26 protein-coding genes and 3 pseudogenes are annotated in these 25,473 nt (G+C 68.3%); 19 read left to right on the forward strand and 10 right to left on the reverse strand.

Features of this window, described 5'->3' with window-relative positions:
* Window positions 1-19 precede the first annotated feature (19 nt).
* The gene (locus HYQ63_RS08120; protein WP_179933217.1) at window positions 20-526 is read right to left on the reverse strand and encodes a hypothetical protein; all 507 of its coding nucleotides are present in this window, start codon (window positions 524-526) and stop codon (window positions 20-22) included.
* Between the two features lie 344 nt (window positions 527-870).
* On the opposite strand from HYQ63_RS08120, the gene HYQ63_RS08125 reads away from it, so the two are divergent.
* Entirely contained in the window at window positions 871-1,638 is a 768-nt protein-coding gene (locus tag HYQ63_RS08125) for a cytochrome c biogenesis CcdA family protein (RefSeq protein WP_257231720.1), read from the forward strand.
* A 123-nt stretch (window positions 1,639-1,761) separates the two neighbouring features.
* On the opposite strand, the pseudogene HYQ63_RS08130 reads toward HYQ63_RS08125, so the two are convergent.
* Window positions 1,762-1,935 (reverse strand): annotated as a pseudogene (locus tag HYQ63_RS08130) (ArsR family transcriptional regulator); the annotation flags it as partial.
* A gap of 149 nt (window positions 1,936-2,084) precedes the next feature.
* On the opposite strand from HYQ63_RS08130, the gene HYQ63_RS08135 reads away from it, so the two are divergent.
* Window positions 2,085-3,179, forward strand: a complete 1,095-nt coding sequence (locus HYQ63_RS08135) for a serine hydrolase domain-containing protein (protein ID WP_179933219.1) — start codon at window positions 2,085-2,087, stop codon at window positions 3,177-3,179.
* A 113-nt stretch (window positions 3,180-3,292) separates the two neighbouring features.
* Here the strand turns inward: HYQ63_RS08135 and HYQ63_RS08140 are convergent.
* A pseudogene (locus HYQ63_RS08140) lies at window positions 3,293-4,057 on the reverse strand (IS5 family transposase).
* A 7-nt stretch (window positions 4,058-4,064) separates the two neighbouring features.
* Here HYQ63_RS08140 and HYQ63_RS08145 point away from each other — a divergent pair.
* The 7 genes from HYQ63_RS08145 to serA all read left to right on the forward strand — a co-directional run bounded on the left by HYQ63_RS08145 (window position 4,065) and on the right by serA (window position 10,833).
* A complete protein-coding gene (locus tag HYQ63_RS08145; protein WP_257231721.1) occupies window positions 4,065-4,757 on the forward strand; it encodes a DUF5134 domain-containing protein in 693 nt (230 codons plus the stop codon).
* The gene (locus HYQ63_RS44470; protein WP_257231722.1) at window positions 4,721-4,912 is read left to right on the forward strand and encodes a hypothetical protein; all 192 of its coding nucleotides are present in this window, start codon (window positions 4,721-4,723) and stop codon (window positions 4,910-4,912) included. Before HYQ63_RS08145 ends, HYQ63_RS44470 begins: the two co-directional genes overlap by 37 nt.
* 64 nt (window positions 4,913-4,976) lie before the next feature.
* On the forward strand, window positions 4,977-5,147 hold the full coding sequence (locus tag HYQ63_RS08150) for a hypothetical protein (RefSeq protein ID WP_179933221.1): 171 nt from the start codon (window positions 4,977-4,979) through the stop codon (window positions 5,145-5,147).
* An 813-nt stretch (window positions 5,148-5,960) separates the two neighbouring features.
* Window positions 5,961-6,518: a hypothetical protein gene (locus HYQ63_RS08155; RefSeq protein ID WP_179933222.1), complete on the forward strand. Its 558-nt coding sequence runs from the start codon at window positions 5,961-5,963 to the stop codon at window positions 6,516-6,518.
* Window positions 6,519-6,643: 125 nt separating this feature from the next.
* A complete protein-coding gene (locus HYQ63_RS08160; RefSeq protein WP_179933223.1) occupies window positions 6,644-7,789 on the forward strand; it encodes a PLP-dependent cysteine synthase family protein in 1,146 nt (381 codons plus the stop codon).
* Window positions 7,789-9,114, forward strand: a complete 1,326-nt coding sequence (locus tag HYQ63_RS08165; RefSeq protein WP_179933224.1) for an MFS transporter — start codon at window positions 7,789-7,791, stop codon at window positions 9,112-9,114. The genes HYQ63_RS08160 and HYQ63_RS08165 overlap by 1 nt, the downstream gene beginning before the upstream one ends.
* 129 nt (window positions 9,115-9,243) lie before the next feature.
* Window positions 9,244-10,833 (forward strand): phosphoglycerate dehydrogenase, encoded by a 1,590-nt coding sequence (gene serA / locus HYQ63_RS08170; RefSeq protein ID WP_179933225.1) that lies wholly within the window; start codon window positions 9,244-9,246, stop codon window positions 10,831-10,833.
* A gap of 277 nt (window positions 10,834-11,110) precedes the next feature.
* Here serA and HYQ63_RS44475 read toward each other — a convergent pair whose 3' ends face one another.
* Both HYQ63_RS44475 and HYQ63_RS44480 read right to left on the reverse strand, forming a co-directional pair.
* Complete coding sequence (locus HYQ63_RS44475; protein ID WP_257231723.1) at window positions 11,111-12,010, reverse strand: CopD family protein; 900 nt, start codon at window positions 12,008-12,010, stop codon at window positions 11,111-11,113.
* Window positions 11,908-12,381, reverse strand: coding sequence for a transposase (locus HYQ63_RS44480; RefSeq protein WP_257232581.1), 474 nt, complete (start codon window positions 12,379-12,381; stop codon window positions 11,908-11,910). Before HYQ63_RS44480 ends, HYQ63_RS44475 begins: the two co-directional genes overlap by 103 nt.
* Here HYQ63_RS44480 and HYQ63_RS44485 point away from each other — a divergent pair.
* A complete protein-coding gene (locus HYQ63_RS44485; protein WP_257232718.1) occupies window positions 12,274-12,609 on the forward strand; it encodes a hypothetical protein in 336 nt (111 codons plus the stop codon). The two genes, HYQ63_RS44480 and HYQ63_RS44485, sit on opposite strands and share 108 nt — an antisense overlap.
* A 36-nt stretch (window positions 12,610-12,645) precedes the next feature.
* Here the strand turns inward: HYQ63_RS44485 and istB are convergent, their stop codons facing one another.
* Together istB and istA are read right to left on the reverse strand one after the other, a co-directional pair.
* Window positions 12,646-13,419, reverse strand: a complete 774-nt coding sequence (istB, locus tag HYQ63_RS08185) for an IS21-like element helper ATPase IstB (protein ID WP_179933226.1) — start codon at window positions 13,417-13,419, stop codon at window positions 12,646-12,648.
* A complete protein-coding gene (gene istA, locus HYQ63_RS08190; protein WP_179933227.1) occupies window positions 13,416-15,023 on the reverse strand; it encodes an IS21 family transposase in 1,608 nt (535 codons plus the stop codon). Before istA ends, istB begins: the two co-directional genes overlap by 4 nt.
* A 315-nt stretch (window positions 15,024-15,338) precedes the next feature.
* On the opposite strand from istA, the gene HYQ63_RS08195 reads away from it, so the two are divergent.
* Complete coding sequence (locus HYQ63_RS08195) at window positions 15,339-15,908, forward strand: GNAT family N-acetyltransferase (RefSeq protein ID WP_179933228.1); 570 nt, start codon at window positions 15,339-15,341, stop codon at window positions 15,906-15,908.
* Here HYQ63_RS08195 and HYQ63_RS45580 read toward each other — a convergent pair.
* Window positions 15,848-16,648 carry an IS3 family transposase gene (locus HYQ63_RS45580; RefSeq protein ID WP_373689043.1) on the reverse strand — a complete coding sequence of 267 codons (801 nt, stop codon included), beginning with the start codon at window positions 16,646-16,648 and terminating at the stop codon, window positions 15,848-15,850. The genes HYQ63_RS08195 and HYQ63_RS45580 overlap by 61 nt on opposite strands.
* Before the next feature lie 305 nt (window positions 16,649-16,953).
* Between HYQ63_RS45580 and HYQ63_RS08205 the strand changes: the two genes are divergently transcribed.
* A complete protein-coding gene (locus HYQ63_RS08205) occupies window positions 16,954-18,132 on the forward strand; it encodes a hypothetical protein (protein ID WP_257231724.1) in 1,179 nt (392 codons plus the stop codon).
* Window positions 18,133-18,544: 412 nt separating this feature from the next.
* Here HYQ63_RS08205 and HYQ63_RS08210 read toward each other — a convergent pair whose 3' ends face one another.
* Window positions 18,545-19,087: an erythromycin esterase family protein gene (locus HYQ63_RS08210; RefSeq protein WP_257231725.1), complete on the reverse strand. Its 543-nt coding sequence runs from the start codon at window positions 19,085-19,087 to the stop codon at window positions 18,545-18,547.
* Between the two features lie 68 nt (window positions 19,088-19,155).
* On the opposite strand from HYQ63_RS08210, the gene HYQ63_RS08215 reads away from it, so the two are divergent.
* The 3 genes from HYQ63_RS08215 to HYQ63_RS44500 all read left to right on the forward strand — a co-directional run bounded on the left by HYQ63_RS08215 (window position 19,156) and on the right by HYQ63_RS44500 (window position 21,123).
* Complete coding sequence (locus HYQ63_RS08215; RefSeq protein WP_179933229.1) at window positions 19,156-19,476, forward strand: hypothetical protein; 321 nt, start codon at window positions 19,156-19,158, stop codon at window positions 19,474-19,476.
* 223 nt (window positions 19,477-19,699) lie between these two features.
* Window positions 19,700-20,146 (forward strand): hypothetical protein, encoded by a 447-nt coding sequence (locus HYQ63_RS44495; protein ID WP_257231726.1) that lies wholly within the window; start codon window positions 19,700-19,702, stop codon window positions 20,144-20,146.
* Window positions 20,147-20,739: 593 nt separating this feature from the next.
* Complete coding sequence (locus tag HYQ63_RS44500) at window positions 20,740-21,123, forward strand: hypothetical protein (RefSeq protein WP_257231727.1); 384 nt, start codon at window positions 20,740-20,742, stop codon at window positions 21,121-21,123.
* 185 nt (window positions 21,124-21,308) lie between these two features.
* On the opposite strand, the gene HYQ63_RS08230 is transcribed toward HYQ63_RS44500, so the two are convergent.
* Window positions 21,309-21,533, reverse strand: a complete 225-nt coding sequence (locus tag HYQ63_RS08230; protein ID WP_179931896.1) for a hypothetical protein — start codon at window positions 21,531-21,533, stop codon at window positions 21,309-21,311.
* A gap of 76 nt (window positions 21,534-21,609) precedes the next feature.
* Here HYQ63_RS08230 and HYQ63_RS08235 point away from each other — a divergent pair, with 76 nt between their 5' ends.
* The 4 genes and pseudogenes from HYQ63_RS08235 (at window position 21,610) to HYQ63_RS08250 (ending at window position 25,427) form a co-directional block, all read left to right on the forward strand.
* Complete coding sequence (locus tag HYQ63_RS08235) at window positions 21,610-22,182, forward strand: SMI1/KNR4 family protein (RefSeq protein WP_179933230.1); 573 nt, start codon at window positions 21,610-21,612, stop codon at window positions 22,180-22,182.
* Window positions 22,183-22,508: 326 nt separating this feature from the next.
* The gene (locus tag HYQ63_RS08240; protein ID WP_179933231.1) at window positions 22,509-23,444 is read left to right on the forward strand and encodes an ISL3 family transposase; all 936 of its coding nucleotides are present in this window, start codon (window positions 22,509-22,511) and stop codon (window positions 23,442-23,444) included.
* A gap of 50 nt (window positions 23,445-23,494) precedes the next feature.
* On the forward strand, window positions 23,495-24,157 hold the full coding sequence (locus tag HYQ63_RS08245; protein WP_179933232.1) for a transposase: 663 nt from the start codon (window positions 23,495-23,497) through the stop codon (window positions 24,155-24,157).
* 149 nt (window positions 24,158-24,306) lie between these two features.
* Window positions 24,307-25,427: pseudogene (locus tag HYQ63_RS08250) on the forward strand (IS630 family transposase).
* The last annotated feature ends 46 nt before the right edge of the window (window positions 25,428-25,473 follow it).

Consider the following 25,473-nt stretch of genomic DNA (forward strand, 5'->3'; position numbering starts at 1 on the left):
GGATGCCATGGGGCGCGGCCTAAATGCGCAAACGAGAAAGGAGAGAGAGAAGGTCAGGCGGTGCACGCTCCGCCGTGCCGGAGGCGCCGCGCTCCGAAACGGCTGCGTGCGGGGCGGCGGCGTGTACGGCGTACGACATCGCAGGCGGCGCCGTGAGCTTCAGAGTGTCGATACTGAAGGCGGAACAGTGCTCCACGCCCGCTCCGCCGCAGGCCATCTTCCCGTCCCCGTGCATGACCGGATCGGCCTGGAGTGCCGCCCGCGGGGCCGCAGAGCCCGCCGGGGCACCGGTGGTGGCTTGTGCGGCGCCCTTGTGGGCGGCGTGCTCGGCGGTGTCCATGGGCATGGCCATGGAAGCCATCACGCGCGAAGCATCCGGCGAAGTCGAAGTCATCAGCGTGATCGCCTGGTGATGCACCAGGACGGCGATCACTACGAACAGGGCGACGGTGGCAGCGCGAGCCCAGCGGACGGCACCACTATGGGTGCAGGTCAGCCGGACTTTCCGCACGGTCATCGCTTCCACCTACGCTCCCTGCCGATGAACCGCCAATATACCCATGGGGGGTGTGCCTCGCACAGCCCTCTGTTCAGCCTCGGTGTGGGAACGCGGCCGACGCGTAAGCGGTCCCTGCGATACCTGGATGCGACAGTGCCCGAGGACTGGGCGATGTCGCCTACGGTCGATGACCAGGAACCCGGAGCCCGAGGCCGCACACCCGAAGTTCCTGGCCCAGCCTGATCGCCACGGCTTCGGCCCCATCGCCCCCGCTAAGTTCCTTAGCAGCATAGGGGTAGGGTGCGAATCGACCTGCCGCCCGGGTGGCAACCCGCCGCGGACAGCTACCCTCCATGGAAAGGGCAACTTCCTTGTCCGTCGACATCGGCCAGGTGGTCGGTTCGGGATCCCTGCTCCTGGCCGCCCCGATCGCGCTGGCCGCGGGCGCGTTCACCATCGCTTCGCCGTGCTGCCTGCCCCTCGTACCTGGCTGGCTCTCGTACGCGACAGGTATGGCCGGCTCCGACGCGGAGGCGGCCCCGGAAGGACGCAGCAGACACCGCGCGCTGCTTGGTACAGCCCTCTTCGTGCTCAGCTTCGCTGCCCTGTTCGCCGCCTACGGGGCCATGTTCGGCGGGATCAGCACCCTCCTCTTCGCCCACCAGGACACGCTCATCAAGGTTTTGGGCGTACTGACGATCGTTCTCGGGCTGATGTTCATGGGGGTTCTGGAGCGGGTTCCGCTGCTCTCCCGCACCCTGCGGCCCCGCTTCACTCCGCGCGCCGGCTTGGCGAGCGCTCCCCTGCTGGGGGTGATGTTCGGGCTCGGTTGGACCCCGTGTATAGGCCCTACGCTCTCCGCTGTGCTCTCACTCTCGCTCACCACCGGATCGGCGAGCCGCGGCGCGTTCCTGGCGTTCCTCTATGCCCTGGGTATCGGAATCCCGTTCATGCTGTTCACGCTGGCCCTCGGCAAGAGCCTCCGCGTCTTCGACTTCGCCCGTCGGCACGCCCGTGGCGTCATGCGCACAGGTGGGGCCCTGCTCGTACTGGTCGGCCTGCTGCAGGTCAGCGGCCTGTGGAGTCAAATGATCAGCGGCATGCAGGGCTGGGTCAGCGGATACCAGCTCCCCTTGTGACGCCCCTGTGCGCCACAGACAAAGAGGCTCAGCCCGGGGGGGGGAAGCTGTGACCTGCTTGAGCTGTGCAATGGGCCATTATTGGGCAGAAGAGGTCGCTGAGCCGCGTGCCACCGGCCCTGCGACCAGGCCACAGTCCCGCAGACACGCCAGATGGTTCGACAAGCGCATGCGCGAGATTTCCAGCGCCTCGGCGAGGCTCGAAGGATGAGCTGGGGCCTCGGCAGGTGCGAGCCGTAGGCGGCACCGGATCGGATCAGCGAGAGCTCGGCCGAAGCGGGTCGGAACCCCGAAGATTCCCCCCTCCTGCGGCTACGCCTGCCCCTCCCGGCGCCCCATGGCACGACATACCCCTCCGGGGTATTCTCCGAGGGAAGTTGCAGCCGCCCAAGACACAGGAGGGCGGATGTGCTGCGACTGCGGGCTGGACAAGAGAAGAGGGCGGGATGAGCGTCGAGGGGTTCGCCGCGGACGGCTACGAAGCGGTGCGCGAGGTCTTACAGCGGTTGGTGGACGACGGCTCGGAAACTGGGGCGGGTCTCTCGGTCTGGCGGGAGGGCCGCGAGGTCGTCCGGCTGAACGCGGGGTGGGCCGATACCGGGCGGAGCCGCCCCTGGCGCAGCGACACCCTGGTCCAGCCTTACTCGCTGTCAAAGGCGTTCGTCACCATCGCCGCACTGGTGGCGGTTCGCGAGGGCGCGCTGGCACTGGACGAGCCGATCGCCAGCTACTGGGGCGAGTACGGCGTCCGAGGCAAGGAGCGGACCACACTCCGTCACGTGCTCACTCACCGGGCGGGCCAGCCCCGTTTCACGGCCGACGCCGCAGATCTCGACCTGCTGGATGACAGCGGACTGCGGAAGGACCTGGCACAGGCAGCACCGGAGTACGCTCCCGGGACGACGCTCGGGGAACACGCGTTGACCTACGGCCACTTGGTCGACGGCATCCTGCGCGCAGGCGCCGGGACCACACTGCGGGACGTCTTCAACGATGTGGTGCGACCTGCGCTGAGTCTCGATGCCTGGTTCGGAGTGCCGGACCAGGCGCTGGACCGCGTCGCCGACCTGGAGTACGCCGACCCGAACTGGCCGCGGCGGCTCCACGCGGCGCCGTGGCTCGAGATCCCCGCCGGGGCTCTGGATACAGGGCGGGTCAACTCCCGGGCATGGCGGCAGTCTGTCTTCGGAGCGGTCAACCTGCACACCACCGCGACCGCGATGGCGGCGTTCTTCTCCCACCTCACCGGCGAGGACGGGCCGGTACGCCACCTACTGGGTCCACAGTTACACACCGAGCTCCTCACCTCCCAAGTCACCGACTACGACGAGGTCTTCGGCACCGAGATCACCTGGACGCTGGGCTTCGTACGAGACAAGGGCAAGATCGCCAAGGGTGGTATCGGCGGCTCCGTTGCCTGGTGGTCACTTCGACACCACCACGCCTGCGCTTACCTGACGCGACGATTGGACGATCACTCCCGGGCCGCCGAAATCGCCGCCGCCCTGGGGGACGACCTGACCGTCATGAGCGAGGACTGAGCAAGCGCTCCCTCCTGCGGACTGCCCGCTGCCCAGTTTCGAGCAACCGGCTGCGCGGCATTCGCGGACCAGCCCACTGAACTCATTCCCATCTCCTTACGTACCAAGAGGAGCTAACACAATGCTCGGACGCGTCGATAGGTGATCACGCAACAGGCCAGCTTCAGGAGTGCCTCGTGGATGTCGTCGCGGATTTCCCAGCGGATGCGCAAGCGGCGGAAGCCGTGGGTCCAGGCATTCGTGCGCTCGACCACCCAGCGCACGGCGCCGAGACCGGAACCGTGCGGCACCCCGCGGCGGGCGATGACCGGCTTGATGCCGCGTTTCCACAGCATGCGGCGGTACTTGTCGTAGTCGTAGCCACGGTCGGCGAACAGCTGCTGTGGGCGGTGGCGAGGGCGACCCGTGCGGCCCTTGACCTGCGGTATCGCATCGAGCAGGGGCATCAGCTGGGTGACATCGTGGCGGTTGCCGCTGGTGAGGGTGATGGCGAGCGGGATGCCGTGCGCGTCAGTGATCACATGGTGTTTCGAGCCCGGCCTGGCGCGGTCGACCGGGCTCGGCCCGGTTTTGGGCCGCCCCGACGGGCCTGCCGGTGCGAGCCATCGATCACCGCCCGTGACCAGTCCAGCTTCCCAGCCCGGTGCAGATCGGTCAGCAACACCTGGTGCAGACGCTCCCCGTTCCAGTCCCGCAGCCGGCGCCAGCACGTCATCCCGGAACCGAACCCGAGCTCCTGCGGAAGCCACTCCCACTGGATGCCCGTGTGCAACACAAACAGGATTCGGCGGACATGGCCACGCAGCACCTTTCTGTTAGCTCCTCTAAGGACATCAGCAGTTCTGTTCGATGCCCCCGTCGGTCGAAAGGGCGATCATGGGAAGCATGGCCATGAGCTGGTCCATAGCGGCGGTCTCCGTGGTGGTGGCGGCCATCAGCGCCGCCAGACTGACGGCGTCGAACGGGGTGACCCGGTTCGCGGCGGGGAACGACCTGCTGATGGCTCTTGGCATGGCCGCCATGGCGCTGCCCGCGACGGCGGTCTGGTTCGGAACATACGGCGTCTGGTGGGCCTCGGCGTTCGGTGTACTGGTACTGGCGGGGATCGGTATGTCCGTCGTCCGCACGCGCGAGCAGGGGCGCCACTGGGCGCACCACATCATCGGCAGCGCGGCCATGCTGATCATGTCGCTGGCGATGCCGGGCGCCTCCTCCGGACCTGTACTCGCGCTCGGCGGGCACCACATGGCGGGGATGCCGGGGATGAGTTCCACGGAGGGCATGCAGGGGATGGAGGGCATGGGTCACACGCAAGGGATGGAAGGAATGGCAGGCATGGAGGGCATGGACGGCATGGCGATGCCGGGTATGACCACCGGCGCCGCTGCCCCTTCCTCCGACTCGGCCACCATGTGGCGTGTCGTCCTCGCGGCCTTCGCCCTGTACTTCCTGCTCTCCATTGTCGCGTCCGTGCGGGCGAGGGTGCGAGGCACGGACCAACCCGCCGCCCGGCGGCGCGGACGACCGGCCGGCTGCTCGCGGTGCCGGACGGGGTCGTCGTCTTCCTGGTGTCCCTGACCGTGTCCGTATGGGACCGAACCCGCAGTGCGGGCCAGGGCAAGGGCGTGGCCAACCACCGCCGGCGCCCCGGCACGTCGCCCACCACGGCGCTCGCCGCCCACATCGGCATGGGCGGCACCATGGCGACGATGCTGCTGATGATGGCCGCCTGACGCCCGCGCCCTGACGGCTACGGAGCACCACAACGACTGTTGGACGAGCCGTCCGCTGAGCAGCTTGCTTCAAGGTCGAGGGACGAGCCACACGTACCAGATCGGCACATCCGGGCCGCGCAAGAACACCGCGATCGCGCTGCCCAAGAAGATCCTGTCCGTCTTCTTCGACACCGCCAACCGGGCCGGTGTATACCGCACTGCCACGGCCCACACCACGGCCAGGCCGAAATGAGGGCGAGCCTGGGCTACCGGGCGCCGTGAGGCGGATCACGTCTGACGGTGGCCAGATGATCGCGGCTCGTGCGAAAGGGCGCCGGGGGTGGCGCGACCTGCCGTTTCATGAGACCCGAAGCATCAGCCTGATCCTTTGCGTGAAATCTGTGTACAGCTGTTAACTCCATGTTTCCGGGAGAAGTTTGCGCCGCGTCGCCGGGCAATGGTTACGATCACGGCATGGTTACGGCTTGGTCGCGCTCCGGCATGCTACGGCCCCGCTCCGCGGGGCCGTTGCGTCTGCTGTGGCTGGCCGTGCTGGTGCTCGGCGTACTGGTCACGCACGGCGCGAGCGCTGAGAGCGCCCAGGGGCACGCAAGGGCCGGTGCGACGGCGCCCGCACACGCGTCCGCCATGATGCAGGAAGGTCACGCGAGCGGGGCCGGAGAAGGCGGCGCTGCCGCGAGCGCTTCGCCTGACGTTGCGGCAGCCGACGGCCAGCACGAGGATGACGGCTCGCCCCACCCGGCTGCCGACTGCGTCTCCGGCCAGCCCCAGCAGGACCTGTATCTGGCCGCTCCCAGTCAGTCCACACTGGGCCGTGTGCCATCGACGCACCCGTTTGCGTTGGAGAAGCCCGACCCCTTCCGATCGGGGCCCGCCGTTCTTTCGTTGACGGGTTCGAGAGTCTCCGTGGTGCAGCAGGTCTAGATTCCGGCGTCCCCGACTGGCCGCCGCTCTTCTGAGAGATGACAGCCCCGTCCTGCGGGACGGGTCGGCCAAGTGCGGTCAGTTCCCGGCCCCTGGACGTCCGTAGCCACGCTTCCTCGCGTTGAACGGACCGCTCCCCGGTGCCTGCCTGCTCGGATGCCTGCTGATCCCGATCCGCCGCTCCCTCGCCACGCCGTGGGAGCGACGGCCACGCCCCGGAGGAACCGTGCCGTTCCACCCCCTTTCCCACGCTCACATCAGCCGCCCGGCCACCAGGGCTCGGCTGCTGCGGCTGCTGGTCTTCGTCCTCGGAGTCCTGCTGCTGTGGGCGTCCGGCTGTTCTGCCACGCACGCTGACGACAGCCACGCGCAGAGCCGACCCTCGGCCTCGGCCGACCTCGTCCCGCTCGCCTCGTCAGACACCGAGCGTGCGATGCCCCACGAACCGCATCCACACTCCGGTGCGCATTGCGTGCCGTACGTGGTCAGCCAAGTGCCTCCGCAGGCACGGCAGTTGTTCACGGACCCCGCGGCCCTGGCCGTCTTCGCCGGAGTGGCGGCCGGAGTGACCGCCGCCGTGGCCGGCCAGCAGTGGGTCGCTCGACACGGAGGAAGCAGACCCCGGATACGGCGTTCAGGCCGGCCCACCCTCGCCGTCGTCTGTCGGTGGCGGATCTAGACGGGGCCTTCGCGGCCATCGACACGGGCCGCGCGTGCTGCCACCAGGTCCCGAGGCGGATGCCTCTTCCTGGGCCGGACGGCGCGCCCGACGAAACCCCGTCACACCACCGATGAGAGCGGAAGATGAACCCGCAGACCACCACCGAGATCACACTTCCCGCCCGCTCGGCCCTGTCCGAGCTCGTGGGCGACACCCCGGTTCTCCGGATCTCCGATCCCCTCACCCCCGCTGACCGGGGGTTCTGGGCGAAGCTGGAGGGTTTCAACCCCGGCGGGATCAAGGACCGGCCCGGCCTGTACATGGTCGAGCGGGCCCGCGCCCGTGGCGATCTGCGCCCCGGCGCCAGGATCATCGAATCCACCAGCGGCACCCTCGGCCTGGGACTGGCCCTGGCCGGCATGGTCTACGGCCACCCCGTCACCCTGGTCACCGACCCGGGGCTGGAGCGGTCCATGACCCAGTTGCTGACCACCTACGGAGCCCAGGTCGACGTCGTCTCCGAGCCCCACCCCACCGGCGGCTGGCAGCAGGCGCGGCGCGAGCGAGTGGCTCAGCTCATGGCCCAGTACCCCGGCTCGTGGTGCCCCGACCAGTACAACAATCCCGACAACACCACCGCCTACACCCCGCTCGCGCTGGAGCTGGCCTCCGAACTGGGCCACATCGACGTGCTGGTATGCAGTGTGGGTACCGGCGGCCACTCCGCCGGCGTCTCCCGGGTGCTGCAGGCCCTGTACCCGGAGCTGAAACTCATCGGCGTCGACACCATCGGCTCGACCATCTTCGGGCAGCCCGCCCGCACCCGGCTGATGCGCGGCCTGGGTTCCAGCATCTACCCCCGCAACGTCGCCTACGACAACTTCAGCGAGGTGCACTGGGTGGCACCGGCCGAGGCGGTGTGGACCTGCCGCCAGCTCGCCGCCTCCCACTACGCCACCGGCGGCTGGAGCGTCGGCGCGGTCGCCCTGGTGGCGGGCTGGCTGGCCCGCACCCTGCCCGCGGACACGAAGATCGCGGCGATCTTCCCCGACGGCCCGCAACGCTATCTCGGCACGGTCTACGACGACGACTACTGCGCCGCCCACGGTCTGCTCGACTCCCCGCCGCCCGTCGAACCGGAAACCATCGGCCGCCTGGACGAGAAGGAAGTCAGCCGCTGGACCCGGTGCACCACCGTGGTCGACCCGCTCACCCTGTCCGACCCGGCACAGGAGAACGACGCTGCCGAGCTCGCTGAGTTCGACACCCAGGAGGAGGGAGACCGGTGATGGACCGGCAGTCACATTCCGGGGGAGCCCTGGCGCAGATGCGCTCCTACCCGCGCAGCGTCCAGCTGTTGATGGTGAACCAGTTCTCCATCAACCTCGGCTTCTACATGCTGATGCCGTACTTGGCCGCGCACCTGTCCGGCACGGTCGGGCTGGCCGGCTGGGCCGTCGGGCTCGTGCTCGGCATCCGCAACTTCAGCCAGCAGGGGATGTTCCTGGTCGGCGGAACCCTGGCCGACCGGCTCGGCTACAAGCCGCTGATCATCGCCGGGCTGATGCTCCGCATCGTCGGCTTCGCGACCCTCGGACTGGTGGACGCGCTGCCCGCGCTGCTCGCTGCATCCGCGGCGACCGGGTTGGCGGGCGCCCTGTTCAACCCGGCGGTGAGGGCCTATCTCGCGGCGGACGCCGGGGAGCGCCGGGTCGAAGCGTTCGGGCTGTTCAACATCTTCTACCAGGCCGGCATCCTGCTCGGCCCACTCGTCGGCATGGTGCTCACCGGTGTCGACTTCCGCGTCGCCTGCCTGGTGTCGGCCGGGATCTTCGCACTGCTGAGCATCGTGCAGATCCGCAGCCTGCCCGCCCGCCGGGCAAATGACGCACCGACCACCAAGGGAAGCGGCCGGCAGGACGGCGTGCTGTCCCAGTGGCGCACCATCGTGGCCAACCGGCCGTTCCTGCTGTTCTCGGTCGCCATGATCGGCTTCTACGTCATGCAGTTCCAGGTCTATCTCGCCCTGCCGCTGGAAGTGCGGCGCCTGGGCGGCGACGGAACGTCCGGGACAGCGGCGGTGGCGATGCTCTTCGCTGTTTCGGGCTTGAGCACCATCCTCTTCCAGACCAAGGTGACCGCGTGGTGCAAAGCCCGCATGGAACCGGGCCGGGCACTTGCCTGGGGGCTGTTCACCATGGGCGTGGCGTTCTTGCCCCTGCTGGTACCGACGGCCGTGCCCGTGCCGGAGGGCGGAGTGGGGCTGTGGCTGCTCGCAGCCGTGCCGCCCGCGCTCTCCGCTCTGCTCCTGGCGGTGGGAACGATGATCGCCTACCCGTTCGAGATGGACACCATCGTCCGACTCTCCGGTGACCGCCTGGTCGCCACCCACTACGGGCTCTACAACACCATCTGCGGCGTCGGCATCACGCTCGGAAACCTGCTGACCGGAGCCTCTCTGGACGCCGCCCGCGCGGCCGGCGTCTCCGCGCTCCCGTGGATCGTGCTCTGCGCGCTCGGGCTGGCCTGTGCCGCCGCCCTGTACGGGCTGCACCGCACCGGCCGCCTCGCGCCGCCGGTACGCGAGACACAGCCCGAGTCGGTGTCTGCCTGACCGATGGTCCTGCGGCAGGGGGGACGAGCTTTCCTTCGTCCTCCCTGCCGATCATGCGTCGAAGACGCCGCCGTATGCGGCCGCCGGGACGGCCGTTCCTCAACGAACCAGTAGGGATTGAAACCCACCGTGAGCTCGAAACCTGTCGTACTCCTGGCTGAAAAGCTGTCGCCCGCCACTGTCGGCGCCCTGGGCCCGGACTTCGAGATCCGGCTCTGCAATGGCGCCGATCGAGCCGAACTCCTCCATGCGATCGCGGATGTCGACGCGATCCTGGTGCGAAGCGCGACCAAGGTCGACGCGGAGGCCATCGCCGCCGCCAAGAAGCTGAAGGTCGTCGCCCGCGCCGGGGTCGGCCTCGACAACGTCGACGTCTCCGCCGCCACCAAGGCCGGCGTCATGGTCGTCAACGCCCCGACCTCCAACATCGTCACCGCCGCCGAGCTCGCCTGCGGCCTGCTCATCGCCACCGCGCGGAACATTCCGCAGGCCAATACGGCGCTGAAGAACGGCGAGTGGAAGCGCAGCAGGTACACCGGCGTCGAGCTGAGCGAGAAGACCCTCGGCGTGGTCGGCCTCGGCCGCATCGGCGTGCTGGTCGCCCAGCGGATGTCCGCCTTCGACATGAAGGTCGTCGCCTACGACCCGTACGTGCAGCCCGCGCGCGCCGCGCAGCTGGGCGTCAAGCTCCTCTCGCTCGACGAGCTGCTGGAGGTCTCCGACTTCATCACGGTCCACCTCCCGAAGACGCCTGAGACCGTCGGCCTGATCGGCAACGAGGCACTGCACAAGGTCAAGCCCGAGGTGCGGATCGTCAACGCTGCGCGCGGCGGGATCGTCGACGAGCAGGCGCTGGCCAGCGCGCTCAAGGAGGGCCGCGTCGCTGCCGCGGGACTGGACGTCTTCGCCCGGGAGCCGTGCACCGACTCCCCGCTCTTCGAGCTCGACAACCTCGTGGCCACCCCACACCTGGGCGCATCGACCGATGAGGCCCAGGAGAAAGCGGGCATCGCCGTCGCCACGTCGGTGCGGCTGGCGCTCGCGGGAGAGCTGGTCCCGGATGCGGTCAACGTCGAGGGCGGCGTCATCGCCGAGGACGTCCGCCCCTGCGTGCCGCTCGCCGCGAACCTCGGCCGGATCTTCACCGCCCTGGCCGGAGAGGTCGCGGTACGGCTCGACGTCGAGGTGTACGGCGACATCACCCAGCACAACGTCAAGGTGCTGGAACTCTCCGCGCTCAAGGGCGTCTTCGAGAACGTCGTCGACCAGGCGGTTTCCTACGTCAACGCACCACTGCTGGCGCAGGAACGCAGGGTCGACGTGCGCCACACCACCAGCTCGAAGTGCCCCGACCACCACCATATGGTGACCGTCCGCGGCACACTCACCAGCGGTGAGCAGGTTGCGGTCTCCGGCACCCTGGCCGGCCCCAGGAACATCCAGAAGATCGTGTCGGTGGGTCAGCACACCATCGACCTCGCGGTCAGCGATCACCTGATCTTCCTGCGGTACAAGGACCGGCCCGGCATCGTCGGCACCGTCGGCCACGTACTCGGCGAGGCGGGCCTCAACATCGCCGGCATGCAGGTCTCCCGGTCCGTGCCGGGCGGTGAGACGCTCGCCGTCCTGAACGTCGACAGCAACGTCCCAGCCGACGTACTCAACGAAATCGCCCAGGAGATCGACGCCACCTTCGCCCGCTCGGTCACCCTCGGCTGACCCACATCAAGGTCGCAGAACCCGGGCCGCTCACTGCTTCGGCGGTGGGTGGCCCGAGGCCGAACGCTCTACGCTCCAAGCTCGGCCACGTCCCAAGACTGACTTTCCGAACGTGACTAGTCAGTTCTGCCCGCCGTCCTCGTCGTCGTGCTCCGGGTAGACGAAGGTGCGGTTGACGAGGTGGTTGGGTGCGGTGAGGGTCTCGCGCAGGATGCGGCCGTCGTCGGCGAGGGTGAGGTCGAGCTGGATGTGTTCGGCGGGGAAGGCGAGAGCGATCCTACGTTGTCCGTTCTCGTCGGGCAGGCGGGTGGTGATGGGGGCGGTGCCGCTGCCGTACGGCTCGGAGTCGAGGAACCGGCAGCCGGTCAGAGGGCAGTTCCCGTGGGCTGCCGAGGCCGAGTGTGGTGTTGCTGGTGACCAGTTCGTGCAGGGTGAAGTGGGGTGCCTTCTTCATGGCGGTGACCGCTTCGCGTAGCAGCCCGGTGGCCGGGCGCGGTGGCCAGGAGAGCGTCAGCCCGGCACGGCCGCCGGCCCACTGCCGGGCCGAGGCGTTGAGGGTGAGGCGGCTGGTGCCGTCCCGCCAGGCGACGGGGGCGTAGAAGCAGCCCGTGCCACAGCTGCGGAGCCCCAGGCGCCGGGTGGCGCCGTGTGGGTCGGCGAGGGTCGCGCTAAGGGCGTAGGACGCCCGGGCGGTGTCGCCGATTTGTGGTGTGGTGAGGTCGAGGACGAGTTGTCCGGCGCGGGCGCGGGCGCTGATGCCGATCTCTCCGGCGCGGGTTCCGGCGGGCACGGTCGGCCCGTCGGCCGGGGGTGCGAAGGGGGCAGTGCGCGGTCGCGGTCGATGGGCACGGCCAGCACAGTGAGGGTGGCGGACAGGGCGAAGACCACGGCCAGCGTGGCGGTCTCGGCACGGGCGGGGCGGCGCGGAGACCCCCGTCTTCGGTGAGCGCAGACGGCGGCGGGCGGCGAGCGCGAGCGCGCCGACGGCCAGGACCAGGATGAGCTTGGCCAGCAGGACCTGTCCGTAGGAGGTGGTCGCGATGTCGTCGAGCGGGACCAGGAGCAGTGCGGAGATCAGCCCGGTGACCGCGACCGCTCCGAACAGCCACGCGGCGAGACGCGCGTAGCAGAGGAACAGTGCCCGGGCCGCAGCGGGCTCGGCGCGCCAGACGACCACGGTCCGCAGTACATGGAACAGGGCTGAAGGGTGTCAATATTCCGATCAGGCTGCTGAGCTGGGCTTCCCCCGCGGGGATGAGGCACTCGGGCTGACATGGTGTGGTACTCGTTGAGCAGTCCGCCGAGTACCTGCTGGCGCCTGACCGTGGCGGCGGGCAGGGGAATGACGTTCGGAGCATCGTTCGGCGCCCGTAGGCTCAGGCTGCGGTGGGCCCGTCCTGCGTTGTAGTGCTGGGCGTACGCGGTGAGGACCGTACGCAGGTGTCGTTCACCGGTGATGAGGATCCGGTCGGTGCATTCGGCACGGGCTGTGCGTATCCATCGTTCGGCGAACGCGTTGGACCGGGGGCTTTGCGGCGGCGTTGGGATGGCGGCTGTGCCGTTGCCGACGAAGACGGCGTCGAATGCGGCAGTGAACTTGCTGTCCCGGTCGCGGATGAGGAACCGGAAGCATCCAGCCCTTTCCTCGAGATCCATGAGCAGGTTGCGGGCGAGCTGGGTGACCCATGCGCCGGTAGGGCGTGCGGTGACGCCCAGGACATGGACGCGCCGGGTGGCAATCTCCATGTGAACGATCACGTAATTCCCCGGGGCTGAGTTCACATAATTCCCCAGCCCCGGATGCGGCAGCGGTTACTTGATCTTGGGGTTGTCCAGCTTGTCGGTGCGGTTCTTGGGGCGTTTGTTCGGTCGGTAGCTGGGGCCGTTCATGATGACCTGGTGGCTGGTGTTGATGAGCCGGTCGAGGAGTGACTCAGCGACGACGGGGTTGGGGAAGAGGGGATACCAGTCGCTGGGCGCTCGGTTGCTGGTGATGATCAGGGACCGGCCCTGCCGCTCGGAGACGAGCTCGTAGAGGTCGTCCGCCTGGGTTGCATTGAGCTGGCGCATCGCGAAGTCGTCGAGGACGAGGACGTCGGGCCGTACCAGTTCGCGGATCCGTTTCTCCCATGTGCGGTCCGCGTGGCCGCCCGCGAGGTCAGCCAGGACGCGGCTGGTCTTAGCGAAACGGACGTTCGCGCCCTGGCGGACGGTCAGGTGTCCGAGAGCCTGGGCGATATGTGTTTTCCCGACCCCGACCGGTCCGAACAGAATGACGGACTCGCCAGCGTGCAGCCACCGCAGGGCTCCCAGATCACGGATCTGGGCCGTGGGCAGTTTCGAGGAGGCGTTGAAGTCGAACTCCTCCAGCGTGACCTGTTGCTCAAACTTCGCCCGCTTCAAGCGACGTTGGAAGGCGACGGTCTCGCGACGGGTGATCTCGTCCTGGCAGAGGACCTGGAGGAAGTCGAGGTGTCCGAGCTCGCCGCCGTGGGCCTGAGCCAAGCGTGCGTCGAGGGTCTCCAGCATGCCGGACAGCCGGAGGGCTTTGAGCGACTCCCGCAGAGCGCTGTCCATCACGGTCATCGGGCTTCCACCTCGGCTTCGTCGTGCACCTGGTCGTCGGGGATGTCGCCCGCCGTGTCGGGAGTCGTGACGGTCGGGGCGAAGAGTTGGGCCGGTCCGTGGAGGAAGGCCGCAGCCCCGGCGTCTCCGCTGGTCTCGGGCTCGGGCTCGGGATCGGTCTCGGTGCCGGCGACGAGGATGCCTTTGACGGTGCGGTAGGAGGGATCGCCTGCTGCGATGGCCCTGGCGCAGGCGGCTTCCAGCCGTGTCTCGCCGTACTTCTTCCGCAGGCCGAGAACCCCTTGGGCGGCGCGGAGCCGGTAGAGGGCGTTGACTTCCAGGAGCTGGTCGACGACCTCGCGGCAGGCGTCCCCGATCTCGGACGCCTGGCTGCGGCACCAGATGGGGGTGCGCATCTGGAAGGCGATCTTCTCGGGCGGATAGTCGTGGCCATCGGTGCGTTTGCCCTGCTCAAGTGCTGCGTGCGTCTTGACGAGTGCGCCGTCGTGGAAGACCTGCAGCATCGTGGCGGTGGAGCGCACGTCGACCTTGCGTCCGATCAGCTTCCAAGGCACAGAGTAGAGCGTGCGGCCGACCTTGATGTGGATGTCCGGGCCGACGGTCGCCCTCGACCAGCGGGCCAGGACGAACGGGGTGGGTGGCAGCGGCAGCAGCTCGGCTGCTTCCAGTGCCTCGAACACCGCAAGCGGGGCGGCGCCGTCCAGTGGCCGGCACTGGCGACGTCCGGCGACCTGCCGGCTCCAGGTCACGGCCTCGGCCTGCATGTGCTCGATTGAGGTGAACTCCCGTCCCCGCCAGAACGAGTCGCGGACATAGGGCATGGGCCGCTCCACTCTGGGCTTGTCCTTCGGCTTCGATGCCCGGGCTGGGTCGACCAACGCGCCGTAATGGGTGGCGAGTTCGGCATACGCCTTGTTGATTTTCGGGTCGTAGAGGTCGGGCTTGTCGACGCCGGTTTTGAGGTTGTCCGGCACGAGCCGGCGCGGGACACCGCCGAAGAACCGGAAGGCCGCGACGTGTGCCTCGGTCCATGCCTGTTGGTCCAGGTGCAGCACCGGACGCACGAACATGTGCCGCGAGCAGGGCAGCACCATCACGAACGCCCAGACTCGGTGCCGTCGGCCCGTGCGTGGGTTGATCCACTGCCCGAGGAAGCCGTAGTCAATCTGGGCCTCCGAACCGGGCTCGACTTCGTCCCGCAGGACGGTGACCTGTGATTTCGCCGCCTCGTCCGGCAGTGTGGCGTGCACCCAGCGGCGGAAGGAGGAGATCGACACCTGGAGCTTGTGCTCGTCGCGCAGTCGCTGGTGGATCGTCGAGACGGTCACCGTTCCCAGCAGGTTCTTGATGTAGTCGCGGTGCTTGTCGATCTCCGGCCAGGTCACCTGCCGCAGCCGTCTGTCTGCCAGTCCCGGGAACCACTCCTTGACCAGTTTCGACCAGTCGGCCTCGCTCATCGGCGGCCCGCCCGGGGTGATCCCGGATGCCTCCGCCGGGGCCAGGTACTTTCTGACCGTCTTGCGGTCCACCCCCAGCGACGCGGCCAGCGCGCTCTTCGAGCGGCCTGCGTACCAGTGGATGTAGATCTCAGTGATGTCGACCACGACGAACGTTCTCCTCGCCATCCGGGCTGCCCATCGGCCTTCCGAACCACGGGACGAGGAACATGGGCAGCTCCGCGACGACCAGGTCCCTCGGTCCCGGACTCCGCGCTACCCATGACCAATAAGGAGGATTCGGGATAGATAGCCGCGTAGCGCTCAAACCACCCTAGACGGGGAAAATTGATCTTCGATAAGGGCGTGATGCATTGTCTTATCCAGGGCTTGGTGGTCACTGCGGTCTGCCCCAGGCGGCCTGGTTTCCAAGCCACCCCGAAACCCGATCCATGCCGGTCAGACTGATCGTAGGTTCATGCCATGACGACCGTTGACGACATGGACTACGAGTTCCGCACTGCCCGGCCTGAGGACACCGAGGCTATCGAGGCACTCGACGGATCCTTCACCACCCGCACTATCTTCCACGTGGCCGTCACCGAGGACGGGTTCGCCCTCCAGGAGATCCCGGTGGACCCGCCCATCCACAAAGTCTTCCCAGCGGAGGACACCGACGACGGCGACGACCCCGCGGCCCAGGAGGATCCGAACAGCCGCACCTTCGTCGCCGTCGGCGCTGACGGTTGTCTGGCAGGCTTCGCCGTCGTCTCCTACGCTCCGTGGAACCGGCGGCTGACCATCGAGGACATCGAAGTCGCTCCAGCCCATCGAGGCCAGGGCGTCGGCCGTGCCCTGGTGGGCCACGCCGCCGAGTTCGCCCGTGAGCGCGGTGCCGGGCACATCTGGCTGGAAGTCACCAACATCAACGCCCCGGCGATCCACGCCTACCGGCGTATGGGATTCAGCTTCTGCGGGCTGGACACGACGCTCTACGACGGCACACCCTCATCGGGCGAGCAAGCCCTTTTCATGAGCATGCCTTGCCGCTGAGCCGCCAGCAGGCGGATGACAGCGGGAGCCGACACGTCGCCCGGCGCGACCGTCGTCCTCATGGGGAAACGTGACCGCCAGGGTGGGGAATTACCTGACGCCGAACCCACATGAGGTGGGGAATTCCATGACCGTCGACACTCCATGACGAAGAAGACGTAGAGGCGCTTGAGGAAGACGGTCTCCACGTGCATGACGTCGCAGGCGAGCAGCGTGTGGGCCTGGGAGCCCAAGAAGGAACGCCAGGTCTGCTGCGAGGCGCGCTGCGGTGCGGGCGGTAGACCGGAGCGGCGCAGGACGCGCCGGATCGTGGCGGCGGCAACCCTATGCCCGAGCCGTCGGAGCTCGCCTTGGATTCTGACGTATCCCCAGGCGGGGTTCTCTCGCGCCAGGCGCTGGATGAGCGCGACTGTCTCTTCCGCCAGTGGTGGCCGTCCGGGTCCGGCTGGGGTTTGGCGCCATTTCCAGCGCACCAGACGACGGTGCCAGGTCAGCAGTGTGCCTGGAGTGACCAGCCGATGGCGGCGTAATGCGGGTGGCAGGTGCCGTGCGAGAGCCGAGAGCACGGCACGATCAGCCCATGAGAGCCGCGGGCGCTCGATCTGCCGGCGCAGCACAGCGACCTCATGGCGGAGGGCGAGGATCTCGGCGTTGTTCGCGGGGGCAGACCGGCTCAGTAAGAGGAGGCAGCCCAGCAGTCGGCAGAAGATCAGGTAGAGCAGTCGCAGGCCCACGATCACCGATCATGCCCATACTTGGACGATCGCAAAGCCCCAGGTCAACCACCCTACGGCAATGAAGACACCCTTCAGGGCTCTGGCGGGCCTTCGCGATCGCTGATGCCCGTCCGGATCTGCTGCGCGGTGAACCCACCCCCCCCGTCACCTGGCGCGGCTGCTGGGCGCGGACCGCGACCATCTACCTGGCCAGGCTCCATCGCAGGCATCTATCTTTGGTCCGCCTACTGACCCGGGGAAGCTGCCTGGTGTCAGCTGTACGTGGATCGGTACGCCCATTGTCAGAGGCTGCTGGCAGCATCGTCGCTATGAACGTCATCCGTACCACTCCGCCGCGGCCGGTCGACGTTCCTGCGGTCTTCCCCCAACTGGCTCCGCTGGCACGCACGGCGACCCGGTTGCATCCCCGCCCCGGGTCTCCGTCACCGCAGGACAGTTCGGTCGGTGGGCCGCTGCTGTGGCCCGCCGACGAGCCGTGGCCGCACTGCGATGGGCCGCACATGTGGGACCAGGTGAACGAGATCCTCTCGCCGGAAGATGTGCGGCTGCGTCGTCGTATACGGGCGGCCGTGGCGAGCCGACCGCACCTCGATCGCCGCCTCCCCCCATCCGCTTATTACACGCCTGAGGAGCGGGCGAACGCGGAGCGGATCGAAGCCGGCCGCCCGTGGCCCGAGAGCCCGATCGCCATGCTGCCCGTGGCCCAGTTGTACGTGCGCGACATCCCCCTGCTGCGCCCGCCGGGTCAGGCCGAGGCCGATCTGCTCCAGATCCTGTGGTGCCCCTTCGACCACCCGATCATGCCCAGGACCGCGCTGTTCTGGCGATCCGCCGCCGCGGTCACCGACATCCTCACCACTCCCCCGGAACCGCCCACAGTGCAATTCTCCGACTACGTGCTTGAGCCATGCCTGCTCGACCCGGAACGGATCACCGAGTACCCCAACCCCATGGAGCTGAGCAAGGAGCTGCGAGAGCCGCTCAGGGATTGGAGCACCTGGCAGGCAGCCGACGCCGGTGTGGACAGCTCCTACACGCCCTACCCGGAGGAGTTCTATCGGAACAATCTGTCCGTCGCACCCGGCTGGAAAGTCGGCGGATGGGCTTCCTGGGGCCCCACCGACCCCGCACCCCGGTTCTGCCCCGCCTGCGACACCGAGATGGACCCGCTGCTGACCATCGCCACCTTCGAATGGGACGACAGCACCCGTAGCTGGATCCCGGACGAAGACTGCGAGGGTCAAGCCCCCGCCAGGCCGTCCTTCACCCATACCCGCCCGGAGGCCCAGACCATGATCGACCTCCTACGAGCCGCAGGTTATGTGAAAGTCGGTCGTGTCCCCGGAGGCCAAGCCCGCGCCACACTGCGCATCACCGACTCTGTCCCGAGGCAACCGACCGCGGTTCAAATCGGCCGCAGCGACCGACAGCAGCTCTACGTTTGCCCGACATCGCCGGAACATCCCCACACCGAGCTGATGCAGTAGCCAGGCAGACGGCAACAGACCGCACAGTGATCGCCCCTGCCAACTCCCCTCCCGAGCAGAAAACCTGGCCGAACACGCTGGAATCGCATTCCCCACCACGAGATGTACGGCATTTCGGCTTGGATCAGGCCGTCGTCGCGGGCGGGCCCTCAACGCGTTGACCGACCACCTCATCCTGCTCGTCGACGACGCCGAGGAGACCCTGCGGCAGCGGTTGCTCGCGTCTTCGCGTCGACCGGCGACGGGAACGTGACGGTCGAGTGGGAGGCCGAGAGCGACTCCGAGCGCGCCCTGGAGCCCTACGACGCAGCCGTGGGGCACGTGCTCGCCGCCGCTTTCGGGACCGGCGCCGAGCCGATGTGAAAGCTCACCTTGAACGCCGTGCTCGATCTGTGGCCCTGAGGCCAGGGCCTCAGATCTCCGTCCCGGGCAGCAGGTGGGAGCAGGTCGAGCGTGCGACGAACGCGAGGCCGTCGTAGTCCTGTGCCGGGACAAGCGGGGCCGTGTGGAAGCGATAGACGAACCGGGGGACGTTGGCGCCGAAACTGCGCTGCGCCTGGGGGGTGTGCATCCAGGGCGCTGTTCGGTTCCGCAGGTCGGCGTAGTAGTCGCCGCGTACGGCGTCCGCGAGCCACGCCTCCAACGAACGGATGCCGGTGCCGATGCGATGCGGTACCGGCGGGCCCTGGAGGTCGTCGCCGCGCCGGGCGAGGAAGAACCCCTTACCGAAGAAGAGGGCCAGGGCGTAGTAGGCGTCGCCATACCGTTCGCGGAGCCTGCTGCCGAGGGCGGGTACCTGTTCCCCATACGTGCCTTTCGCGATGTGGCCATGGTGCGCCCACACCACGACGCGCGCCTCGGGGCCGTCCATGTGCCGTATGACGGCCTCGGCCATGTAGCGGTCGCGCGCGGCGAACACGACGCTTTCGACCCGGCCGCAACAGAAATGCAGCACCGCAGCACCGCAGCACCGCTGAACCGGGCAAGGAGAAGCAGATCGGCGACGATGCCTTGCGTTTCTCCATGGGGCTCCGGAGCACCGCGGGTCTGCCGCTGCTCGGGGAGTCGGACGATGCGATCTACTACACCCTGCAGTCCCGGGCGTATCGCGTCTCGTCCGCTTCCAAGGACGGGGTGAGGGTGTTGATCCTCACCGACACCGAGCTGTCTGCCCGCGGGGTAACGGACTCGGACACGGACGTCCAGACGGCCGACCTGGTGTGGGCCGCGGGGGACTGGAAGTTCACCAGCCTGGACGAGAAGGGAAGTAAGCCGGACCCGGTGGTGCCGGACAGCGCCCAAGCGGTCAACGCGGGGTGGAGGAGCCTTGCGTACGCCAAGTAGCCCGGCCACTTCCCTCCGAACCGCTCGTCCTCAGCGAGGCATGCAGGAGCACCCAACCACCGTGTGCTGAAAGTGGGCTGTCTCCTCGCGGCGGAGGATGGAAGACTGCTGATCATGTCGGGTTTCACCAGGGACAGACAGCAAGTGGAGCCGCTACCACGCCACCCACTGCGGGTGCGGGCAGGACTGGCTCACCACGCACGCTGTCCCGGCCGGGTTCACAGTGCTGCCCCGGGGCAAGACCGGCTACTACGGACTGGTCGGACCTGGCCTGACCGAGGGCGTAGACGAGTCGGCGCTGACCACGAACGCGTTGTGGGAAGCGGTCACCGGCCAGCCCGGCACCCAGAACTGGTACGAAACCGTGCGCGTCATCTGCCGCAGTGAAGAAGCCGAGGCGGCCCGCAAGGCCGAGAACGACCGCGTATATGGCCCCCGGCGGGAGCGAGCCGCGAAGGCGAAGAGGGAGCCGGCCACGCCCGCACAGCTGAAGTACCTCACCAGCCTCGCGGCGTCGGCAGGGATCGAACGGTTCGACGCCGAGTTCGTCAACGCCGTCAAAGGAACCGACATCAAGCCCCGAGGCCCCAGGGAGCGGACGGCAACGGCCGCAAAACGGCTGACCAAAGCAGCGGCGCGCAAGCTGATCAGCGCGCTGGCCAACCCCTGAACCACCCGCCTACCCGGCGCTCCTACCTGCGGCGGAGCGTGTAGGTCGTCAGTCGTCCGCGGGGTCCGGCTCCTCGTGCTGGGGCGAGGCGTAGTCCGGATCGGTCACGCTCACGGCGTGCTCCTCTGTTCGGGCATGCGGATGCCGCACGCGGTTGATGGTGAGCCGCACCCCGCGTTCGCAGCGGGGAGGGAAGGCGGTCGACGGCACTGTGCGGGAGGCCGTGGCTAGCCGCGCCCCAAGAGTGCTGGCCCGGTCCGGCCCTCATGGGGTGGGCTAGCGTGGCCGGGTGATCAGGAGCTGGATGGAATGGGGCGCGATCATCGACCCTGAGCGCTTCAACGGCTGGTACCGGAAGGAGCGGGACCGGCTCTCGGACATGGCCCGGGTCGCCGACTGGACCGGTCTGTTCGAGGAGCTGGGGAGACAGCCGGGGCCGGGGCGGGTCAACCTCCCCCGGATCGGAAACCACCCGAACCGCAGCGGGTTCGCCGCGCTGCATCAGGCGGCCTGGCACGGCGCGCCCCTCGCCATCGTCTCCCGGCTGATCGCGCACGGCGCCTGGCGCACGCAGCGCGCCCTGGACGGGCGGCGTGCCGTGGACGTCGCGCGGGAACGGGGGCACACGCATCTGCTCCAGCTTCTGGAGCCGGTCGTGGTGCGGCAACTCCCCTCCCCTCCCGAGTTGGAGCGCCGCTTCCACTCGCTGCTGCTTCGAGGAGGCCGAGCACCTGCTGCCGCCGCTGGCCCCCCTGACGGAAGGACCCGCCGTAGAGATCACCTTCACTGTCTGGGGGCTGATGGGCGGCGTCACCTACCGCCTGGAGGAGGACGATGTGTACGTGCACATCCACTCGCGGATGGACGCCGACGACGGCGAGCACTACCGGGTCGCCCCCGACGGCTGGACCAAGGTCCGATCCCCGCGTCCCCACGTCCTGACCGGCGAACGGGCCAGACCATCCGTCGGCGGCTGATGGCCGTACAAGGACTTCGACGTCGCCGCCGCCCTGCGCGCCGCATGACGCGCACGATCGGGAGGCTCGGCCTCTCCTCCCACGATCAGCCGGACACGATCGCCAGCGCACCGACGCCGTGCTGGCGGAGTGCGGGACGCGCGGTGGGGCACGTCCGGGATGATGCCTCACTGGCCGACGGGCTGTCAGAAGTCGTACAGCTTCGTGGTGCTCCAGTTCAGCACGTCGGCCTCGTTCCAGCTGAACTGCGGCTTCTCGCCCTTGGCGTCGACGGAGTAGAAGGGGCCGTCGCGACCGTCGGCGCCGCGCAGCGCGATGGCGAACGACTGCGCCGTGGTTGTTCGAGCCGTAGTCGAAGAGGTTCGGCGCACCGGGCGGCTCGGGACATGCGGGGTGTGCTCAGAAACCATCTGTGAACTCCGGTGGGTGTCTTCGCCATGTTGGGTTGGGATCCTTGGCCTTTCGGCCGAGTGGGAAGGAGGACGCGTGACTGTCGAGGAATCGTGGGAAAAGATCGAACGCTGGATAGCCCAACGTGCTCCGGACGAAGCCCCATTGCCGGCTCCCTGTACTCGCGCAGACCTGGAGGCCTTGTACGAGTCTCTCGGGGGGCGGCTGCCGGACGATGTCGAACGCTCACTGCTACGTCACAACGGGTCAGGCCTGACCGTGATTCTCCCGCCCGGGTACACGCTCCTGAGCGTCGACGACATCCTCAAGAACCGCGCGACCTGGTTGAAGTACGCGGCACCTGATGACGCAAACCTGGAGGAAGGAGACAAGCCCTTCCTCGTCCCGTTCGCGATGTTGAGTACTATTCAGCTCCTGGTCGACATGAGGACTGGCCGTCTTGGCTGGTGGGACATCGAGCAGGGCTTCGCCTGGGAACGTGATCGCCTCTGGCACTCCTTCAGCAGCGCCCTGGACTTCGTCGGGAACCTGCTGGCCTCGCCGCCTCCCTGGATCGCGATACTGCCGGGTGACGACGAGTGGGAGGTGACCGACAGGGACCCGGATTTCCCCGGGACGCTCGTATGGACCGAAGACCCCGTCGACTGACGTCTCGGGATGACCCCGTACGGCGTCCTCTGCCCCGTGGCCAGCCGGGTCGCCGCCGCCCGAGACCGCCTCGAGGCGCTGGTGTTGTTCGTTGCATCCGACAGGGAGCGGCGGCGCATCGCCGCGCAGGCCCGCCCCGGACAGCGCATCGAGGTTCTGAACGGCGGCCCAGCCGCCGCACCGTCCCCACCGCCGCTGACAAGGCAAGACACCCTCCAACTCCCCGACACTGATGGGGACCTTTGAAAACGGCTCTGTCCGCAGTTCCGTGAATCCCCAGGTCAGGGGCGGGAACGGGGGATCGTTTCAGCAGGGTGTTCCCTGCTATGGCGAGCAAGACGGTCGAGGATGTGCTGTTTCCCGGGATCGATGTGCGAGTGGAGCGCGTCAGCGACTCCTCCGGCGGCCTGGTCGTGGAGGCGATATCCACCGGTCGCCCGGGCCGGTGCCCGGACTGCCGGAAGCAGGCGCAACGCGTGCACAGCTCGTATCAACGCTCCCTCGATGAGCGGCCGTTGGGCTCCCGCCGGGTCGTGGTCCGGCTCCGGGTACGCCGGTACTTCTGCGACCGCAGGAGCTGTTCCCGCAGGACGTTCGTCGAGCAGGTCGGCGGGCTGACCGAGCGGCATCGCCGCTCCAGCGTCGGGCTGACGGGCTTGCTGCGCTCGATCGCGGTCGAGCTGGGCGGCCGACCGGCCGCGCGGCTGTGCCACCGGCTGCGACTGGCCGCGGGCCGAACCCGGCTTCTGCGACTGCTCAAGGCGCCGGCGGTGCCGGACCGCGCCCCGCGGGTGCTGGGGGTGGACGAGTTCGCCTTCCGCAAGGGCTGCACCTACGGCACCGTGCTGGTCGACGTCGAAGCCGGCCGGGTCGTGGACGTGCTGCCCGACCACACCTCGGAGACGTTCGCGGCCTGGCTGGCCGAGCATCCCGGCGCCGAGATCATCTGCCGCGACCGGGCCACCGCCTACACCAAGGCGGTCAAGGAAGCCGCCCCACATGCCCTGGAAGTGGCTGATCGCTGGCACCTGTTGCAGAACCTGTCCGCCGCAGTGGAGAAGACCTGCCATCAGCACTGCGACTGCCTGCGCAAACGTGCCGAGGAGGAGACGGCGACCGCGGTGTTGGAGCCGCCCCCGATGCTGTTACCGCCCGCGGAACTGCCCCGCACCCAGATCATGGAACGCACCCCCACCGCTACGAGGACATCCACCGGCTGCTGGAGAAGGGCTGGACGATCAGTGCCATTGCCTGCAGGCTGAACCTCGATCGCAAGACCGTGCGCCGCTTCCGCGACACTGACCTCGACTAGATGCTGGTCTCCGCCCGCGACCGACGGCCCAACGGCATCCTGGAACCCTTCAAGGCATACCTCAACGCCCGCTTCACCGAAGCACAAGGCCAGGTCAGCGGCACCCGCCTCTTCCTGGAGATCCGTGAACGCGGCTACCTCGGCAGTCGCCAGGTCGTCCGCAAGCACCTCGCCGCCCTGCGCGCGGGCACCGCCGAACCGGTCCGCGCCGACATTCCCAGCCCGCGCAAGATCACCTCATGGATCATGTGTCCGCGCGACACGCTCACCGACAGCCAGGAGGAGCGGCTGCTTCAGGTTCGGCTCGCCTGCCCAGACATCACCCGCGCCTGCGACCTCGCCCGCGCGTTCGCCGATCTGGTGCGTCACCAGCGCGGACACCTGCTCCAGCAGTGGATCCGCCAGGCCGAGCAGGACGCGCCGAATCCGATGAGCGGATTCGCCGGCTTCCTCCGCCGGGACCTCGACGCCGTCACCGCCGGCCTCACCCTCCCCTGGAGTTCCGGAGCCGTCGAAGGACACGTCAACCGCGTGAAAACGCTCAAGCGAGCCATGTATGGACGGGTCTCATTCGAACTACTCCGAACCCGCATCCTCACCCAGCTAACAGCGGCCACTTCGTATCCCCCACGTACGGCCACTTACCGAGGTAGCCGTGAGTAACTACCCCGGCGTGGGCACCTAGCGCGCATTTCCTCCGTCTTGGCGCTCACCGCCATCGGGCCTAGTGCTGTGACCGAATAGGTTCGCCGGGTTGGTAGTTGGAACGGTTGGATAGGGCGGTGACGTCCGTTCCGATCGCTGGAGGTGTGGTGACCGAGCCTGTGCGGGTGCGCAGACTGACCGATCAGGAAGGGCAGAAACTGCAGCAGATCGTGCGCTGCGGCAGCACCAGCTCGGTGCGCTATCGCCGGGCGATGATGCTGCTGGCGTCCGCCGGCGGAAACCGCGTACCGGTGATCGCCCAGCTGGTCCAGGCCGACGAGGACACCGTGCGTGATGTGATGCACCGGTTCAACGAGATCGGCCTGGCCTGCCTGGACCCTCAATGGGCGGGAGGCCGTCCCCGCCTGCTCACCCCTGACGACGAAGACTTCGTCATCCAGACGGCCACCACCCGCCCCACCAAACTCGGCCAGCCTTTCACCCGCTGGTCGATTCGCAAACTCGCCGCCTACCTGCGCCGCGTCCACGGACGCCCCATCCGCATCGGCCGCGAAGCCTTACGCTGCCTGCTCCGCCGCCGCGGCATCACCTTCCAGCGCACCAAGGTCTGGCAGGAGTCCCCCGACCCCGACCGCGACGCCAAACTCGACCGGATCGAGCACGTCCTGGAGCACTTCCCGGACCGGGTCTTCGCCTTCGACGAGTCGGGCCGCTGGGGGTTGGGCCCACCGCGGGCTCCTGCTGGGCGAAGCAGGGCAAGCCCGACCGCCTGCCGGCGACCTACCACCGCACCCACGGCGTCACCTACTTCCACGGCTGCTACTCCGTGGGCGACGACCTGCTGTGGGGCGTCAACCGGCGCCGCAAGGGCACCGCCAACGCCCTGGCCGCTCTGAAGTCGATCCGCGCCGCCCGGCCCGACGGAGCCCCGATCTACATTATCCTGGACAATCTCTCCTGCCACACCGGCGCGGACATCCGCCGCTGGGCGAAGAAGAACAAGGTCGAGCTGTGCTTCACCCCGACCTACGCGTCCTGGGCCAACCCGATCGAGGCCCACTTCGGCCCGCTGCGGCAGTTCACCCTGGCCAACTCCCACCACCGCAGCCACCCCGCGCAGACCCAGGTCCTGCACGCCTATCTGCGCTGGCGCAACGCTAACGCCCGCCATCCCGACGTCCTGGCCGCTCAACGCCGAGAACGGGCCCGCATCCGCAGCGAGAAGGGCATTCGCTGGGGCGGGCGCCCGCTCGCTGGCGCGGCCTGACAGCACTTCGTGCACATCGCCTCCGACCCATCGAAGGATCCAGAGG

Source organism: Streptomyces sp. Rer75 (assembly GCF_013414305.1).
Lineage (GTDB): Bacteria > Actinomycetota > Actinomycetes > Streptomycetales > Streptomycetaceae > Streptomyces > Streptomyces himastatinicus.